Annotated in this window: 14 protein-coding genes; 12 read left to right on the top strand and 2 right to left on the bottom strand. The window is 61.9% G+C overall.

Translation table 11 applies throughout. From position 1 onward, the window contains the following. The first annotated feature begins 17 nt into the window (after positions 1–17). From TQ98_RS13245 to TQ98_RS13255, 3 genes are all read left to right on the top strand, one after another. Positions 18–770 (top strand): SDR family oxidoreductase, encoded by a 753-nt coding sequence (locus TQ98_RS13245; protein ID WP_044870085.1) that lies wholly within the window; start codon positions 18–20, stop codon positions 768–770. A gap of 157 nt (positions 771–927) precedes the next feature. Continuing rightward, positions 928–2412: an aldehyde dehydrogenase family protein gene (locus tag TQ98_RS13250; RefSeq protein WP_044871381.1), complete on the top strand. Its 1485-nt coding sequence runs from the start codon at positions 928–930 to the stop codon at positions 2410–2412. Positions 2413–2504: 92 nt separating this feature from the next. Continuing rightward, positions 2505–3539 (top strand): proline racemase family protein, encoded by a 1035-nt coding sequence (locus TQ98_RS13255; protein ID WP_044871380.1) that lies wholly within the window; start codon positions 2505–2507, stop codon positions 3537–3539. A gap of 91 nt (positions 3540–3630) precedes the next feature. Here TQ98_RS13255 and glcC read toward each other — a convergent pair whose 3' ends face one another. Continuing rightward, positions 3631–4395: a transcriptional regulator GlcC gene (glcC, locus tag TQ98_RS13260; RefSeq protein WP_177410217.1), complete on the bottom strand. Its 765-nt coding sequence runs from the start codon at positions 4393–4395 to the stop codon at positions 3631–3633. Positions 4396–4637: 242 nt separating this feature from the next. Between glcC and glcD the strand changes: the two genes are divergently transcribed. From glcD to TQ98_RS13285, 5 genes are read left to right on the top strand one after another with little or no spacing between them, the layout of a single operon-like run. Continuing rightward, the gene (gene glcD, locus TQ98_RS13265) at positions 4638–6137 is read left to right on the top strand and encodes a glycolate oxidase subunit GlcD (RefSeq protein WP_044871378.1); all 1500 of its coding nucleotides are present in this window, start codon (positions 4638–4640) and stop codon (positions 6135–6137) included. After that, on the top strand, positions 6134–7189 hold the full coding sequence (gene glcE / locus TQ98_RS13270; protein ID WP_177410218.1) for a glycolate oxidase subunit GlcE: 1056 nt from the start codon (positions 6134–6136) through the stop codon (positions 7187–7189). The genes glcD and glcE overlap by 4 nt, the downstream gene beginning before the upstream one ends. Positions 7190–7197: 8 nt before the next feature. Beyond that, positions 7198–8415, top strand: coding sequence for a glycolate oxidase subunit GlcF (glcF, locus tag TQ98_RS13275; RefSeq protein WP_044871375.1), 1218 nt, complete (start codon positions 7198–7200; stop codon positions 8413–8415). Between the two features lie 40 nt (positions 8416–8455). Further along, the gene (locus TQ98_RS13280; RefSeq protein WP_044871374.1) at positions 8456–8857 is read left to right on the top strand and encodes a heme-binding protein; all 402 of its coding nucleotides are present in this window, start codon (positions 8456–8458) and stop codon (positions 8855–8857) included. 18 nt (positions 8858–8875) lie between these two features. Continuing rightward, positions 8876–11050 carry a malate synthase G gene (locus tag TQ98_RS13285; protein ID WP_044871373.1) on the top strand — a complete coding sequence of 725 codons (2175 nt, stop codon included), beginning with the start codon at positions 8876–8878 and terminating at the stop codon, positions 11048–11050. 1104 nt (positions 11051–12154) lie between these two features. Here the strand turns inward: TQ98_RS13285 and TQ98_RS13295 are convergent. Then, positions 12155–13075 (bottom strand): LysR substrate-binding domain-containing protein, encoded by a 921-nt coding sequence (locus TQ98_RS13295; RefSeq protein ID WP_044871372.1) that lies wholly within the window; start codon positions 13073–13075, stop codon positions 12155–12157. 195 nt (positions 13076–13270) lie between these two features. Here TQ98_RS13295 and TQ98_RS13300 point away from each other — a divergent pair, with 195 nt between their 5' ends. The 4 genes from TQ98_RS13300 to TQ98_RS13315 all read left to right on the top strand — a co-directional run bounded on the left by TQ98_RS13300 (position 13271) and on the right by TQ98_RS13315 (position 17277). Next, positions 13271–14020, top strand: coding sequence for an SDR family NAD(P)-dependent oxidoreductase (locus tag TQ98_RS13300; RefSeq protein ID WP_044871371.1), 750 nt, complete (start codon positions 13271–13273; stop codon positions 14018–14020). 95 nt (positions 14021–14115) lie between these two features. Then, positions 14116–15414: an MFS transporter gene (locus tag TQ98_RS13305; RefSeq protein WP_044871370.1), complete on the top strand. Its 1299-nt coding sequence runs from the start codon at positions 14116–14118 to the stop codon at positions 15412–15414. A 19-nt stretch (positions 15415–15433) separates the two neighbouring features. Further along, positions 15434–16282: a transketolase gene (locus tag TQ98_RS13310; RefSeq protein WP_044871369.1), complete on the top strand. Its 849-nt coding sequence runs from the start codon at positions 15434–15436 to the stop codon at positions 16280–16282. Beyond that, positions 16279–17277 (top strand): transketolase family protein, encoded by a 999-nt coding sequence (locus TQ98_RS13315; protein WP_044871368.1) that lies wholly within the window; start codon positions 16279–16281, stop codon positions 17275–17277. Before TQ98_RS13310 ends, TQ98_RS13315 begins: the two co-directional genes overlap by 4 nt. Positions 17278–17499 lie beyond the last annotated feature (222 nt).

The raw sequence follows: 17499 nt of genomic DNA on the forward strand, positions 1-17499 counted from the left end.
CCAAGGGAGCATCAGTCATGAAGCTGAAGAACAAAATCGCACTGATCACCGGTGCCGGTGCTGGTATCGGCGAGGCCACCGCCAAGCTTTTCGCTCAACAGGGTGCCAAGGTCGTAGTTGCCGACCGCAATATTGAGCAGGCGCAGGCAGTAGCCGATGCCATTGGCGAGCAAGCCGTGGCGGTGCAGGCTGATGTGGCCAATGCCGAGCAGGTGAAGGCAATGGTCGAGGCGGCTGTTGGCCACTTCGGTGGCCTGGACATCCTGGTCAACAACGCCGGCTTCGGCACCCTGGGCACCGTGGTGACCCTGGAAGAGGACACCTGGGACCAGGTGGTCGACGTCAACCTGAAGGGCGTGTTCCTCTGCTCGAAGTACGCCATCCCGGAAATCGTTCGTCGCGGCGGCGGTGCGGTGGTCAACCTGGCCTCGACCATCTCCGTGGTCGGCATCAAGGATCGCGCCGCCTATGTCGCCGCTAAGGGTGGCGTGGCTGCGCTGACCCGCGCCATGGCCCTGGATCATGCGCTGGAAGGAGTGCGGGTGAACAGCGTGGCACCGGGTGTGATCGCCTCCAGCTACTACGACCGCATGTTCGAGCAGGTGCCGGACCCGGTGGCTTTCAAGAAGGGCCTGGAAGCGCGCTCGCCGCTGAACAAGATGGGTGAGCCGACCGACATCGCCAACATGATCCTGTTCCTCGCCTCCGACGATTCGAGCTTCGCCACCGGTGCGATGTTCACCGTCGATGGCGGCTACACCGCCTGGTAAGGGACGAGACGATGAGTGCTGGGTGCCTGTCGATTACCGCCGAGCTTCCCGGATCTTCCGGCAGCCCGTCAGTCGGGCTCATTGGCGCTTGACAGCTCGTTTTTCGAACCTCAAATTGTAAACGTATACATTGCAGATCAACTGCGGGACCAACCTCATGACTAGAAGCTATCAGCATTGGATCAACGGCGCGGAACAGGCACCTTCCTCGGGTGCCTACATCGAGCGCACCTCTCCGGCTCACGGCGAACTGCTCGCCAAGTTTGCAGCGGGTACCGAGAAGGACGTCGATGCGGCCGTTGAGCACGCCCATCGCGTGCATACCTCCGGTGCCTGGTCCAACGTGCCAGCCTCCGAACGTGCTCGCCTGCTGAACAAGTGGGCCGACCTGATCGAGCGTGATGCGGATCGTCTGGCGGTCATCGAAGCGGAAGAGGTGGGCAAGCCCATCGTCTATGCCAAGGGTGAAGTGCTCTGGTCGGCGGAGCTGACCCGTTTTGCTGCGTCCCTGGCCTGGCAGATTCCCGGTGAGGCTCACACTCACCTGGGTGAGAACAAGCTCGGCCTGGTCACTCGCGAGCCGCGCGGCGTTGTTGGCCTGATCGTACCGTGGAACTTCCCCATGGTGTGCCTGTTCCAGAAGCTGCCCTATGCGCTGGCTGCCGGTTGCCCGGTGGTGATCAAACCCTCCGAGCTGACCTCCGGTACTGCTCTTGAAGTGGCCAAACTGGCTGCCGAGGCCGGCCTGCCGGCGGGCATCATCAACATCGTCACCGGCAAGGGTTCGGTGGTTGGTGAGCGTCTGACTCGCCATCCGAACGTGTCGATGATCTCCTTCACTGGCTCCACTCGTGTGGGCAAGCAGATCGCTGCCACCGCAGCCCAGGACCTTACCCGCGTAGCCCTCGAACTGGGTGGCAAGGCCGCCAACGTGGTATTTGCCGATGCGGACCTGGATGCTGCGCTCGACGGCGTGCTGTTCGGTGTAATCCTCAACCAGGGCGAAGAGTGCGTTGCCGGTACCCGACTGCTGATCGAGGAATCGGTGGCTGACGAGTTCGTCTCGCGACTGGTGGAGCGTGCGAAGAAGGTCGTGATTGGTATGCCCCTGGACGAGAAAGTTCAGATCGGTGCGCTGATCCACGAGGGCCATCTGGAGAGCGTGCTGGAATACATCCGCATTGGCCAGGAGGAGGGCGCCACGCTGGCATACGGCGGCCAGCGTTTGACCGATGGCGAATTGGCCAAGGGCCTGTTTGTCGGTCCGACCATCTTCACCAATGTGAAGCCCAGCCATCGCATCTTCCGTGAGGAAATCTTTGCTCCGGTGCTGGCGGTTACTACCTTCAAGACTGTGGAAGAAGCCATCGAGCTGGCCAACGATACCGAATACGGCCTGGGCAACGGTCTGTGGACCAAGGACGTGGACAAGGCGCTCAATGTGTCCCGCAAGCTCCAGAGCGGCACTGTGTTCGTCAACACCTACCTGGAGAGCGCGGCGCAAATGCCGTTCGGTGGTTACAAGCAGAGCGGTTACGGCCGCGAGAATGGCGTGGATGGGCTGCTTGAATTCATGGAGGTGAAATCGACCTTCATCAAGCTCGGCGCGCGCACTCCGGTACTGCCCAACACTCTGGACTGAATACCGAGCACCGGCGTCACGGATCATCGTGGCGCCGGTGTTGGAGCGGATTTGGTAGATACCCGTATTCACTTCAACTGACGAGTTGAGCCATGAATTTCAAGCGAATGATCAACGTTGTAGGCGTTCACGCAGCCGGTGAGCGGAATGACGTCATCACTGGTGGCGTTCTCGACGTCCCCGGCAACACCATCTTCGACAAGATGAAGTACCTCGAAACCCAGGCGGACGACATTCGCAAGATGCTCCTCCAGGAGCCTCGTGGAAGCGTTACCCAGTGCGTCAACCTGGTGCTGCCTTCCTCCAACCCGGAAGCAGACGCCGGCTTCGTGATCATGGAGTCCGAGTTCTACCCGCCCATGTCCGGCACCAATACCATCTGCACCGTTACGGCGTTGCTGGAAACCGGCATGATCCCGATGCAGGAGCCCGTCACTCGTCTGACGCTGGAGGCCCCTGGCGGTTTGGTCCGTGTCGAGGCTCAGTGCAAGGACGGCAAGTGCGTCAGCGTCAAGTTTTCCAACGTGCCGTGCTTCGTCTTCGCACTGGACAAGTTCATCGAGGTTCCTGGCCTTGGCACCCTCAAGGTCGATGTCTCCTACGGCGGCATGATCTACGTGCTGGCCGATGCCCAGGCTCTGGGCTTCTCCATCAGCCCGGATGAAGCCGCAGATCTGGTGAGCGTCGGTGAGAACATCAAGGCCGCCGCGGCCGAACAGGTGCCGGCTGTCCATCCGGAGAATCCGGAGATCCATACCATCAACCAGACCCTGTTCGCCGGCCCCGTGCGGGACGACCCCGAGGGCAAGCGTTCGCGCAATGGTGTAATTGTTTCCCCTGGCCGCCTTGATCGTTCGCCGTGCGGTACTGGCACTAGCGCTCGTCTCGCGGTTATGCATGCGCGCGGTCAGATCAAGCCGGGCGAGCGTTTGATCCATGAATCGATCATTGGCACCGAGTTTATCGGTGAGATTGCCGAGACGCTGACTATCGGTGATCGCCAGGGTATTCGCCCCAACATCACCGGCAGTGCCTGGATCACTGGTTTCCACCAGTACGTCCTTGATCGCACTGATCCGTTCCCGACTGGCTTCACCCTGAGTGATACCTGGCGTAAGAACAAATGAATCCTTGAATATCGGCGGCTCCCCATCGCCGCTGATGTGCCCCCAAAAAGGTGCTACTACCGTATTTGCCCATGCTTGCATGGGCTTTTTTTTAGCTCCAACCCTCCAAGCGAAGGGTAGCCCGCACCAGTCGTTGTTCTTCTTGCTCAATCTCTTTGAGACTGTCACGAATGCCATGGATGTGGTCACGGGCGGCGCGCTGGGCTTGGTCCGGAAGCCGCTCGATGACAGCGTGGTAGAGCCGTGAGTGCTGTCGGTCCAGTTGCTTCAGGCTGAGCGGTCGGTGGTAGAGGTTGTTCACCGAGGCAAAGACCGAACTCAGCATCAGGTCGGTGAGCGATTGCAGGGTATGGACCAGCACCGGATTGTGCGAGGCCTCGCAGATGGCTAGGTGGAAAGCATGGTCCAGTCTCGCGTGCTCCTGGGAGTCCAAGCCCTCCGGGCTCTGGTGGGCAGCGAGCATTTCCTCGTAACGCCGTGTGATCAGTATGAAGTCGGCGTCTGTTCCGCGCAGGGCAGCCAACCGCGCCGATTCACCTTCTAGCAAGGCGCGTACTTCCAGCAGGTCGTAGAGCGTGCGGGGCTGCGAGCTGAACAGGTGCATCAAGGGGCTCGCATCCCGAGGTCCGGTCAGTTCGGCGACGAAAGAGCCGCGTCCCTGGCTGGTCTCGATGATTCCGCGTCCGCGAAGCACCCGCAGGCCTTCGCGGAGGGCCGAGCGGGAGATACCCAGCTTGTCGCATAGGCGGCGCTCCGAAGGCAGTGCCTGCCCGGTCTTGAGCACGCCATCGACAATCAGTTGCTCAATGCGCTCAGCCACCACATCGGCTACCTGGCGCCGTTCACCGTCTTTCATGCTAGGCATTTCGTCTATTCCAAACTGGTAGGACCAGTCAAAAAGTGAGGCGCGCCCACATCGTGGATGTGCTCTCTAGCATAGAGAAATGCTGGAATTCCAATAAGAGTAAATACGTACTGCGTTTCAAAAACTGGTAGGACCAGTGTGCGGTGTAATGGACGGTAGGGCAGGGCGGTCTGATGATGGCTCTTACCGACGGTCACCGCCGGCATCAAAACAACAAGACCAAAGAGCCTGCCATGAACATCCTCTACGACGAGCGCGTCGACGGCGTGCTGCCGAGAGTCGACAAAGCCGCGCTGCTGACCGAAATGCGCGAGTGTTTGCCGGATCTCGAAATCCTCCATCGCGAGGAGGACCTCCGCCCCTACGAATGCGACGGCCTTTCCGCCTACCGCACTACGCCCATGCTGGTTGTCCTGCCGGAGCGCGTCGAGCAGGTGGAGACCCTGCTCAAGCTCTGCCATGAACGTCGCGTGCCGGTGGTGGCTCGGGGCGCTGGTACGGGTCTGTCCGGTGGGGCGCTCCCCCTGGAACAGGGCATCCTGCTGGTGATGGCACGCTTCAACCGCATCCTCGAAGTGAATGCGGCCGGGCGCTACGCCCGTGTCCAGCCGGGTGTGCGCAACCTGGCTATCTCCCAGGCGGCGGCGCCTTTCGATCTCTATTACGCCCCGGACCCGTCCTCGCAGATTGCCTGTTCCATCGGCGGCAATGTCGCGGAGAACGCCGGTGGCGTTCATTGCCTGAAATACGGCCTGACCGTGCACAACCTGCTCAAGGTGGACATCCTTACCGTCGAAGGCGAGCGCCTGACCCTGGGCTCCGACGCCCTGGACAGCCCCGGCTTCGACCTGCTGGCCCTGTTCACCGGCTCCGAAGGCATGCTCGGCGTGGTCACCGAAGTCACCGTCAAACTGCTGCCCAAGCCCCAGGTGGCCAAGGTGCTGCTGGCGGCCTTCGACTCGGTGGAGAAGGCCGGCCGCGCGGTGGGCGACATCATCGCCGCCGGCATCATCCCGGGTGGTCTGGAGATGATGGACAACCTGGCCATTCGTGCCGCCGAGGACTTCATCCACGCCGGCTACCCGGTGGACGCCGAAGCCATCCTGCTCTGCGAACTGGACGGGGTGGAGGCGGACGTCCACGACGACTGCCAACGGGTGCGCCAGGTGCTGGAAGCCGCCGGTGCCGCCGAGGTGCGGCAGGCCCGGGACGAAGCCGAGCGGGTGCGATTCTGGGCCGGGCGCAAGAATGCCTTCCCGGCGGTGGGGCGAATCTCACCGGACTACTACTGCATGGACGGCACCATCCCCCGTCGCGAATTGCCTGGCGTGCTGCGTGGTATTGCCGACCTTTCCGCCGAATACGGCCTGCGGGTAGCCAACGTGTTCCATGCCGGCGACGGCAACATGCACCCGCTGATCCTCTTCGATGCCAACCAGCCGGGTGAGCTGGAACGCGCCGAAGCCCTCGGCGGGAAAATCCTCGAACTCTGCGTGGCGGTGGGCGGCAGCATCACCGGCGAGCACGGTGTGGGGCGCGAGAAGATCAACCAGATGTGCGCCCAGTTCAACGCGGACGAGATCACGCTGTTTCACGCCGTGAAGGCGGCCTTCGACCCCACCGGGTTGCTCAACCCCGGCAAGAACATCCCGACCCTGCATCGTTGCGCCGAGTTTGGCGCGATGCATGTGCACATGGGGCAGCTGCCTTTCCCGGAACTGGAGCGCTTCTGATGCGCCACGCACTTGACGCCAGCAACCACCTTCTCGAGCAGGTCCGCGCGGCGCTTGCCGAAGGCAACGCCCTGCGCATCCGCGGTGGTGACAGCAAGGCCCGCATCGGCAGGCAGGTGACGGGCCTGGAACTGGATACCCGCGAGCACCGAGGAATCGTCAGCTATGACCCCACCGAGCTGGTGGTCACCGTGCGCGCCGGTACGCCTCTGGCAGAACTGGAGCGGGTTCTGGACGAGAAAAGCCAGTGGCTGGCCTGTGAGCCGCCACACCTGGGCGCTGGCGCCACGGTGGGTGGCATGGTCGCTGCGGGCTTGTCCGGTCCACGTCGGCCCTGGGCGGGATCGGTGCGCGACTTCGTCCTCGGCACCCGTGTCATCACCGGCCTGGGTAAGCACCTGCGCTTCGGCGGCGAGGTGATGAAGAACGTCGCCGGCTACGACCTTTCTCGGCTGATGGCCGGCAGCTTCGGCTGCCTGGGCGTCCTGACCGAGGTCTCTCTCAAGGTGCTGCCCAAGCCCCGTGCCGTGGCCAATCTGCGCCTGACGGTGGATCTGCCTGAAGCCCTGCGCAAGCTGGCCGAGTGGGGCCAGCAACCGCTGCCCATCAGCGCCGCCTGCCATGACGGCGAGGCCCTGCACCTGCGCCTGGAGGGCGGTGAAGGTTCGGTGGCCGCAGCCCGCGAACGCCTGGGGTGCGAAACCGTCGAGCCTGGCTTCTGGGAGGCGCTCAAGGAGCAGCGCTTGCCGTTCTTCGATGACCCGCGTCCGCTCTGGCGGCTGTCGCTGCCCAACGCCTGTCCGGTCCTGGATCTGCCCGGTACTCAGCTGGTGGATTGGGGCGGGGCGCAGCGTTGGTTGAAATCCGATGCTTCGGCCGAGGACATCCGCTCCATCGCCCAGAAGGCCGGAGGGCACGCGATCTGTTTCGACGGTGGTGAAAGTCCCTTCCATCCGTTGCCGGAGCCGCTGCTGCGCTACCACCGCCAGCTCAAGGCACAACTGGACCCGCAGGGGATATTCAACCCCGGGCGTATGTACGCGGAGGTTTGAGGCGACCCATGCAAACCCATTTGAGCGAACAGGCGCGCGCCCTGCCGCGCGGTGAAGAAGCCGAAGCCATCCTGCGGAGCTGCGTGCACTGTGGCTTCTGCAACGCGACTTGTCCCACCTACCAGTTGCTGGGGGACGAGCTGGACGGCCCACGTGGGCGTATCTACCTGATGAAGCAGGTCCTGGAGGGCCATGAACCCAGTGCCAGTACCTTGCAACATCTGGACCGCTGCCTGACTTGCCGCAACTGCGAAACCACCTGTCCCTCCGGCGTGCAGTATCACAACCTCCTGGATATCGGCCGCGCCGTGGTCGAAGAGCAGGTGTCGCGTTCTCTGGGCGAACGCTTGCTTCGTGGCGGATTGCGCGTAGTGGTACCCCACGCCGGGCTGTTCAAGGCACTGGTGAAGACCGGCAGCGCCTTTCGACCGCTGTTGCCTGAGAGCCTCAAGGCCAAGTTGCCGCGCGAGGTTCGCCCTGCACGACCGCGTCCCAACCTGCGACATGACCGTCGTGTGCTGATGCTGGAGGGGTGCGTGCAGCCGGGTCTGTCGCCCAATACCAATGCCGCCGCCGCGCGGGTGCTGGACCGCCTGGGGATCAGTGTGGTTCCGGCCCGTGAGGCCGGCTGCTGCGGCGCAGTGGATTATCACCTCAATGCCCAGGAGGCAGGTCTGGACCGGGCCCGGCGCAATATCGACGCATGGTGGCCTGCCATCGAAGCCGGCGCCGAAGCGATCATCCAAACCGCCAGCGGTTGCGGAGCCTTCGTCAAGGATTACGGCCACCTGCTGATGCACGATCCGGATTACGCCGCACGCGCAGAGCGGGTCAGTTCGTTGGCCAAGGATCTGGTGGAAGTGCTACGCGATGCGCCATTGGAAAGCCTGGGCATCCGAACTGACCTGCGCCTGGCCTTCCACTGCCCGTGCACCCTGCAACATGCCCAGAAGCTGGGTGGCGCCGTGGAAGCTGTGCTGACTCGCCTGGGGTTCCATCTCACGTCGGTACCCGACTCCCACCTGTGTTGTGGCTCTGCCGGCAGCTATTCGATCACCCAGCCGGAGCTGTCGCGGCAGCTGCGCGACAACAAGCTCAACGCCCTGGAAAGCGGTCAGCCTCAAGTGATCGCCACCGCCAACATCGGTTGTCAGACCCATCTCGACGGCGCCGGCCGGACGCCCGTGAGGCACTGGATCGAATTGGTGGATGAAGCGCTTGGCTAGGCCAACCCATGCAAACTCAATGAGTACTCGAGGACATCCCATGCACACCAAATCCGTGCTCAGCCAGAGCGACGTTACCCGCATCCTTGCCGCCGCCCGTGCCGAGGCCCAAAGCCACCAATGGAATGTGGCCATCGCTGTAGTGGATGACGGTGGCCATCCACTGGCCCTGGAGCGCCTCGATGGCTGCGCTCCTATCGGCGCCTACATCGCCATTGAAAAGGCGCGGACTTCGGCGCTTGGCCGACGCGAGTCCAAGGGCTACGAGGACATGGTCAACGGCGGGCGAAATGCGTTCCTTTCCGCACCGCTGCTCACCTCCCTGGAGGGCGGTGTGCCGGTGCTGGTGGATGGCCAGGTAGTAGGGGCTGTCGGCGTTTCCGGTGTGAAGGCCGATCAGGATGCCCAGATCGCTCGCGCTGGCGCCCAATGCCTGGCCTGAATTGGAACGGAGAAAGCCATGACTGACTACATTGCTCGCCATCGCCTGCACGTTGCCGCTGAACTGGTCGCCTTCATCGAACAGGAGGCGCTGCCCGGCACCGGGGTGGACCCAGCTGCCTTCTGGCTGGGGTTCGATGCCCTGGTCCACGATCTGGCCCCCAGGAACCGCGCCCTGCTGGCTGAGCGAGATCGATTGCAGGCTGAGCTGGATACCTGGCATCGCGCGAACCCGGGGCCAATTCGCGACATGGCCGCGTACCGGGCTTTCCTGGGAGGCATCGGCTACCTGGTGCCGCAGCCAGAGCGCGTGCAGGTCAGCACGGCCAATGTCGACTCGGAACTGGCCGAACAGGCAGGCCCGCAATTGGTGGTGCCGGTGTCCAACTCCCGCTATGCGCTGAACGCTGCCAATGCGCGCTGGGGTTCGCTGTACGACGCGCTCTACGGTACCGATGTGATTCCCGAGACGGATGGCGCCGAGAAGGGCAGTGGCTATAACCCAACGCGCGGCGCGAGAGTGATCGTCTTCGCCCGAGCCTTCCTCGATCAAGCGGCGCCATTGGCCGAGGGCTCCCATGCAGAGGCAACCGGCTATCGAGTCGAGGGCGGGCGCCTGCTTGTCAGCCTGGGGGAGAGTCAGACCGGACTACGCGAGCCTGATCAGTTCATCGGCTACCAGGGCACCGCCGAATCTCCGGCCACCATCCTGCTGAAGAACCATGGCCTGCATTTCGAAATTCAGATCGATCACAGCCATCCTATCGGTCAGACCGACGCCGCTGGCGTGAAGGATGTGGTTCTGGAAGCTGCCCTCAGCACCATCATGGACTGCGAGGACTCGGTAGCGGCGGTGGATGCAGCCGACAAAGTGCAGGTCTACCGCAATTGGTTGGGTCTGATGAAGGGCGACCTGGTCGAGGAGGTCAGCAAGGGCGGAAAGACCTTCACGCGGAGCCTCAATCCCGACCGCCGTTACATGGCTGCCGATGGTTCCGAATTGCTGTTGCCGGGGCGCTCCTTGATGTTCGTACGCAACGTCGGCCACCTGATGACCAACCCAGCCATCCATGATGCTGACGGCCACGAGATTCCCGAAGGCATCCTGGACGCCGTGCTGACGACTCTGGCTTCGCTGCACGATCAGAAGCGCCGCCGCAATTCGCGGCGCGGGTCCATCTACATCGTCAAACCGAAGATGCATGGACCCTTCGAAGTCGCTTTTGCTGATGAACTCTTCGGCCGCGCGGAAGATCTGCTGGGGCTTCAGCGTCACACCCTGAAGATGGGGATCATGGACGAGGAGCGTCGCACCAGCGTCAACCTTCAGGCCTGTATCGCTGCCGCGTCCGCGCGGGTGGCCTTCATCAACACCGGCTTTCTCGACCGCACCGGTGACGAGATGCACTCCGCCATGGAAGCGGGGCCGATGCTGCGCAAGGGCGATATGAAATCCACGGCCTGGATCCAGGCATACGAGCGCAACAATGTGCTGGTCGGCCTGGCCAGCGGCCTGCGGGGGCGCGCGCAGATTGGCAAGGGAATGTGGGCCATGCCTGACCTGATGGCTGCGATGCTGGAACAGAAGATCGCCCATCCCAGGGCAGGCGCGAACACTGCCTGGGTTCCATCGCCGACCGCTGCGACCTTGCATGCGTTGCATTACCACCAGGTGGACGTACAAGCGGTTCAGCGAGAGTTGGAGCAGGTCGACGTCGCTACCGAGCGAGAGGGATTGCTGAGCGGCTTGCTCACGGTGCCGGTCGCCGGGAAAGCGGAGTGGACTGCGGATGCGGTACGCGAGGAACTGGAAAACAACGCCCAGGGTCTGCTCGGCTATGTGGTGCGTTGGGTAGAGCAGGGCATTGGTTGTTCCAAGGTGCCGGACATCCATGATGTGGGGCTGATGGAAGACCGTGCCACCTTACGCATTTCCAGCCAGCACATGGCCAACTGGCTGCGTCATGGCGTGGTCAGTCGAGAGCAGGTGCTGGAGGTGCTGCAGCGCATGGCCAGGGTAGTGGATCAACAGAATGCCGATGATCCCAACTACCGCCCCATGGCTCCCGACTTCGAGCGCTCAACGGCCTTCCAGGCGGCTTGCGCCTTGGTGTTTGAAGGCTGCGCGCAACCCAGTGGCTATACCGAACCGCTGCTGCATCGATTCCGTTTGGAGTTCAAAAGGTCCAACTAAATTAGAGAAATTTGCAGTCCGTGCTTGCTGAGCAGCCAGCACGGACATTCTTCACAGCAAGCAGCCGATGTCGGCTTCTCCAAACTATGCAAAACGAGTGGACTTGTTTTCTCCTCCTGATAGCTGGGCCCGATGCCGACCTGATAGACGGCTGACCAATTGATAATCAAAGTGCTGGCAAAGAAATAACGTAAACGATTACATTAGGTGGTGGCCGTTTCATGCAGCTACGAACTACCAGATTTGCCAGTCCATGAGGAATCACCCGATGAAAGCCCTTATCAGAATGGCACGCACAAAGGCACCTCTCCGCTGGCTCGGCCGTGCAGTAAGCTTGCTTTCGCGTTTGGTCTGCACGCCATTTTCTACCAGCATGACGAACACCTCTCCAAAGGACAGCTCCCGCCCCAGCATTGGGTGTCGTCTAAGCCAGTGCCGTATTCCCGCGCACCCTGCAATCAGCTGAATCATTCTGGCGAGGGCAAGCTCTGCAACGTAGTTGATCCAATAGCATCAGCGCTGGATATCAGCCACGGCCAGCGCGGGCGCGTCGCCATAGGTGCCCCCACGGCGTTTCAGTTGCTGTCCCAGGTCGTGCTGGATGTCATCCTTGATTTTCTGCCAATAGAACGCATCCCTGCTACGAGGTCCGGGAGGCGGGAAAGTGATCTTGATGGGATGGTCGAAGGCCGTTAGGTCATCTCCTCACTCGGGTGAGTCGGGCCACCTTTAGCGAAGCCTCACAAAGAGCACAACTGGTCTCAGTCTCTCCGGGCCAGCTCCCTAGAGGCATCTAGGGCTCCGCCAAAGCACCCTGAGGACGCTCTCGTCATCTGTGCTTCGGATTCGTAGACGATCGTTGAAAAACTCCCTTTGCGACTTTCGCGCACAGAAGTACGTGGCTGAGGTTGAAATTTTAGTCGTTGCCGAGGCTGAACTTGCTCCGGATTTCGCGTAGCAACGCCTAAAACGGACGTTTTTTGCGATTCCGTGCGGGTGGAGCGGAGCAACACCGACTTTTTCAACACAATCGGCCAGAAGCAGTTACTCAGCGTCTACAGGCTAAGGGGCGATTCAGCAGCCATGCACCGAATTTGCCGATGATCAGTAATTGAAGTCGTGTCCAAGCTGTTGCTGCATCCATTCCAGGAAGCGCCGCACCCTCGGTAGCTCCGCATGCGTTCGGGGGAAGACCAGATGATGAGCGCTGACGGAACTCCGGAGCCGTTTCTCGAAGACTGGCACCAATCTGCCTTGACTCACGTAATCCTGGGAAAGCAATGAGCTTTCCAGTGCGAAGCCGAACCCGTGGCTGGCGGCTTCCAGGCTCATGTACGAACGGTCGAAACTCAGCGCATAAGGGGCTTCAGGCAGCGAAAGTCCCTGTTGTGCAAACCATTGGGGCCATTGCACCAACGCTGCCTCTGACAGGATCAGATTTTGTCGCAGCAACTCCTGCGGCTCCTGGATCGGCGCCCGTGCCAGCAGCGAAGGCGAAGCCAATACCGTCAACTGTTCGTGGCGAATAGTGCGCACTTCCAGGCTCGGCCAGTTCGGATAACCGTGACGGATATCCAGATCGATCTGATTGCGGCCGAAGTGCAACGACTCGTAGGAACAGGACAGATTGATCTGGATATCGGGGTGGCTGGCGCGGAACTGTTCGAGGCGCGGCAACAACCAAAGCAGGCCGAAGCTGGGCGCCGAGTGCAGGCGCAGATAGTCAGAGCTTGTCGCGCTGCCCGCCCGCTCGGTGGCGATGGCAAGGCTCTGTAGCGCGCCAGACACGTCCCGCAGGTACTGCTCGCCAGCTGGGGTGAGCGTCACGCCTTTGGCCGTGCGCAGGAACAGCGGGCGGCCGATCAAGCTTTCGAGATTGGCGATTTGATGGCTAACGGCAGAGGGCGTGAGGTTGAGTTGTTCGGCGGCGCGGGCGACGTTGCCGAACCGCGCTGCCTGCTCGAAGGCCTGAATCGCTTTGAACGGCGGTAGCTGAATGGGCTTTTTATCCGACTCGTGTTGCATCTCATCTCCTTTATCTTTCGGGGCTTTGCGGCGACGCGCGAACTTTGCACCTCTGCCACGGGACTGCCCAGTGCTGAATTTTTTTCAGCATAGGTTGAGTCGGGCTGCGTTGCCCGGATGGGGTTGTGGACTGAATCTGTGCCCATCGGTTCTCCATGAACCGGCGTCCATAACAACAAGTATCCGGAGCAAAAAATGCTACTCGAAAGCAAAATCGCAATTGTCACTGGCGCTGCCTCTGCACGCGGTATCGGCCGCGCTACCGCCAAGGTCTTCGCCGAGCAAGGTGCTCGTGTGGCCATCCTGGACCTGGACTTGGAGGCTGCCCGCCAGGCGGCAGCGGAACTGGGAGAAGGTCATCTCGGCCTGGCCGCTAACGTGGCCGACGAAGCTCAAGTGCGCGACGCCGTAGCCCAGGTGTTGGCCCAGTACGGCCGGATCGATGTGCTGGTGAACAACGCTGGCATCACCCAGCCGGTGAAGACCCTGGAAATCACTGGCAAGGATTTCGACCGCATCCTGGATGTAAACCTGCGTGGCACGCTGCTGATGTCCCAGGCTGTGATCCCCGCCATGCGCGTGCAGAAGTCCGGCAGCATCATTTGCATGTCATCGGTTTCCGCCCAGCGTGGCGGCGGCATCTTCGGTGGTCCTCACTACAGCGCCGCCAAGGCCGGAGTACTGGGTCTGGGTAAAGCCATGGCCCGCGAGTTGGGTGCGGACAATATCCGAGTGAACTCAATCACCCCGGGATTGATCCAGACTGATATCACCGGCGGCCTCATGCATGACGAGCGTCGCCACGCCATCATCGAGGGCATTCCCCTCGGCCGCCTGGGTGCGGCAAGCGACGTCGCCAACGCGGCGCTGTTCCTGGCCAGTGACCTGTCCAGCTACCTGACCGGCATCACGCTGGATGTGAACGGTGGAATGCTGATCCACTGACGAGCCCTGCCTTTCGGCTCGCGATGTTCGAAATCTGAGGCCCGGCGTGCCTACAGCCGCCGGGATCTTCAATAAAAACAAGAGATCAGATCAACATGACGACGATAGCCCTCGATGCGGCTTCGGCCGCACGCAGCAATGCCTACCGCAAGACGGCGTGGCGGCTGATGCCCTTCCTGATGCTGTGCTACCTCTGCGCCTACCTCGACCGTGTCAATGTTGGTTTCGCCAAGCTGCAGATGATGGACGATCTGGCCCTGAGCGAGGCCGTTTACGGCCTGGGTGCCGGCATGTTCTTTATCGGCTACTTCCTCTGTGAGGTACCCAGCAACATCATCCTGCACAAGGTCGGAGCACGACGCTGGATCGCCCGCATCATGATCACCTGGGGCATCATTTCCGGTCTTTTCGCCTTTGTAGAAACCGCATGGCAGTTCTACACCCTGCGCTTCCTGCTTGGGGTGGCTGAAGCGGGCCTGGCACCGGGCCTGTTGCTTTATCTCACCTACTGGTTCCCGTCCTATCGTCGCGCCAAGATGACCGCGCTCTGGTTTATCGCCATTCCGCTATCGGGAATGATTGGCGGGCCGCTGTCAGGTTGGATCATGGAGCGTTTCGCTGGTGTCCACGGCTGGGCCGGCTGGCAGTGGATGTTCGTGCTGGAGGCCATTCCCACGGTGCTAGTCGGCCTGCTGGTGCTGAGCTACCTGAAGGACGGGGTGGATAAGGCAACCTGGCTCAACGACGACGAGAAAGCGCTAATCCGCAGGGAGCTGGCCGAGGACGAGAAGCACAAAGTGACACATGCTTCGCCGGCCGCCTTCATCCGCGATCGACGCCTGTGGCTGCTGGCGGGTATCTACTTCTGCGTGGTGATGGGGCAGTACGCAATCACCTTTTGGCTGCCGACCCTAGTGCGCAACGCCGGTGTGTCCGAACCTTTGCATATCGGACTGCTGACCAGCGTGCCCTACCTCTGCGCCATCGTGGCGATGCTGCTGGCTGGTCGTAGTGGCGACAAGCACCGGGAACGTCGCTGGCACCTGGCGATTCCGATGCTCGCCGGTGCCCTGGGCCTCTCACTGGCCGCTGCGCTCGGTAGCAGCCTGACACTGTCGATTCTCAGTCTGTGCCTGGCAGCGGCCGGAATCCTCTCGGCGTCCTCACTGTTCTGGATGCTTCCCACCACCCTGCTGGGTGGTGTCTCAGCCGCGGCGGGTATCGCCGCAGTCAATAGCTTTGCAAACCTTGCCGGCTTCTGCTCGCCGTACCTGATCGGCTGGGTGACGACTACCCTCGGCAGCAACGCCATTGGCATGTACCTCATAACCGCCGTGCTGGTATTCGGAGCCTTCCTGGTCTCCCGCGTGCCAGCCAATCTGGTCAACCGTTGAGATCGAAGGAGTCCCGACGATGAGTTCCGTTTCTACCGATACCGGTTCGCTCTCCCTCGCAGAGCGCGCCTACAACATCCGGCGCAACGCCTTGCGCATGGGCCAGGTGCAGGGCCAGGGCTACATCGGCCAGGCCCTTGGTGCCGCCGACCTGCTGGCCGTCTCCTACTTCCACGCGCTGCGCTACGACGCCGCCAACCCGGAGTGGGAAGGTCGCGATCGTTTCTACCTGTCGATCGGCCATTACGCGATCGCTCTCTATGCGGCACTGATCGAGGCCCGGATCATTCCGGAGGAGGAGCTGGAAACCTACGGCAGCGACGACAGCCGCCTGCCCATGTCCGGCATGGCCGCCTACACCCCCGGCATGGAGATCACCGGCGGTTCGCTGGGCCACGGATTGGGCATCGCGGTGGGGGCCTGCCTGGGCCTGAAGCGCAAGGGAGCTGACCAATTCGTCTACAACTTGCTGTCCGATGGCGAATTGAACGAGGGCTCCACTTGGGAAGCGGCGATGTCCGCCTCTCACTGGAAGCTGGACAACCTGATCGCCATTGTCGACGTGAACAACCAGCAGGCCGATGGCTACGCCACCGAGGTACTCGCTTTCGAGCCCATCGTCGACCGTTGGCAGGCATTCGGCTGGTTCGTCCAGCGCGTGGATGGCAACGACCTGGAGCAGTTGGTGCAGGCCTTCGACGCCGCACGCGATCATGACGGGCCACAGCCCCGGGTAATCATCTGCGACACCCGCATGGGTAAGGGCGTGCCCTTCCTCGAAAGCCGCGAAAAAACTCACTTCATCCGCGTCGACGAAAACGAGTGGGACCTTGCCCTGGAAGCCCTTGAAGCTGGGAGCCGTCAATGAACATCGCTACCCCCCCGAAGAAGCGCCTGACCACCTCGGCGATGATCGCCTCCATCGCCTCCGAGGGGCAGCCCACCCGTCCGGCCCCCTTCGGCCATGCGCTGGCGGGGCTGGCCCGCGAACGCGCCGACATCGTCGGCCTGTCGGCGGATCTGTCCAAGTACACCGACCTGCATATCTTCGCCAAAGAACATCCGGAACGCTTCTACCAAATGGGCATGGCCGAGCAGTTGCTGATGAGTGCCGCCGCCGGCATGGCCCGCGAAGGCTTCACGCCCTTCGCCACCACCTACGCAGTATTCGCCTCGCGCCGAGCCTATGACTTCATCTGCATGGCCATCGCCGAAGAAAACCTCAACGTGAAGATCGTCTGCGGTCTGCCGGGGCTGACCACCGGCTACGGTCCAAGTCACCAGGCCACTGACGACCTGGCGATCTTCCGCGCCATGCCCAACCTGATGATCATCGACCCTTGCGACGCACTGGAGATCGAGCAGGCAGTTCCTGCCATCGCCGCGCATCAGGGCCCGGTGTACATGCGGCTGTTGCGAGGCAACGTGCCCCTGGTGCTAGACCGCTACGACTACAAATTCCAGATCGGTAAGGCGCAAACCCTGCGGGGCGGACGCGACGTGCTGATTATCTCCACTGGTTTGCTGACCATGCGCGCTCTGGAAGCGGCCGAGAAGCTCCAGGCAGATGGCGTCGACGTATCCGTGTTGCACGTGCCAACGATCAAGCCCCTGGACCAGGCCACTATTCTCGCCGAGACCCGAAAGCCAGGCCGGCTGGTGGTCACGGCGGAGAACCACTCCATCGTGGGGGGGCTGGGAGAAGCCGTCGCCGGGCTGTTGATGCGCAATGGCGTTACCCCCACCTTCCGCCAGATCGCCCTTCCTGATGCCTTCCTCGATGCTGGTGCTCTACCAACCCTGCACGACCGCTACGGCATTTCGACCGATGCTGTGGCAAGCCAGATCAAGGGTTGGTTGTAGTTGTTCAAGGCCCTCCCTGCACCGGGAGGGTCACTCCATTCCGGGGCCGGATTTACCGATGGCTGTTTCGAGATGAAAGCGCTCGAGCTTCGTAGACGACTTGGAACCTTATTGGATGGCCGCTTGTGGCTGTTTGCGGCAATTCCCAAACGTCCGCTATGGGCTTGACGACTGACTGCTCCTAGCCGAAATTGGAGCTGCCCACCAATGAAAAAGGGCCGG

This window comes from Pseudomonas sp. LFM046, from assembly GCF_000949385.2.
In the GTDB taxonomy this organism is placed as follows: domain Bacteria; phylum Pseudomonadota; class Gammaproteobacteria; order Pseudomonadales; family Pseudomonadaceae; genus Metapseudomonas.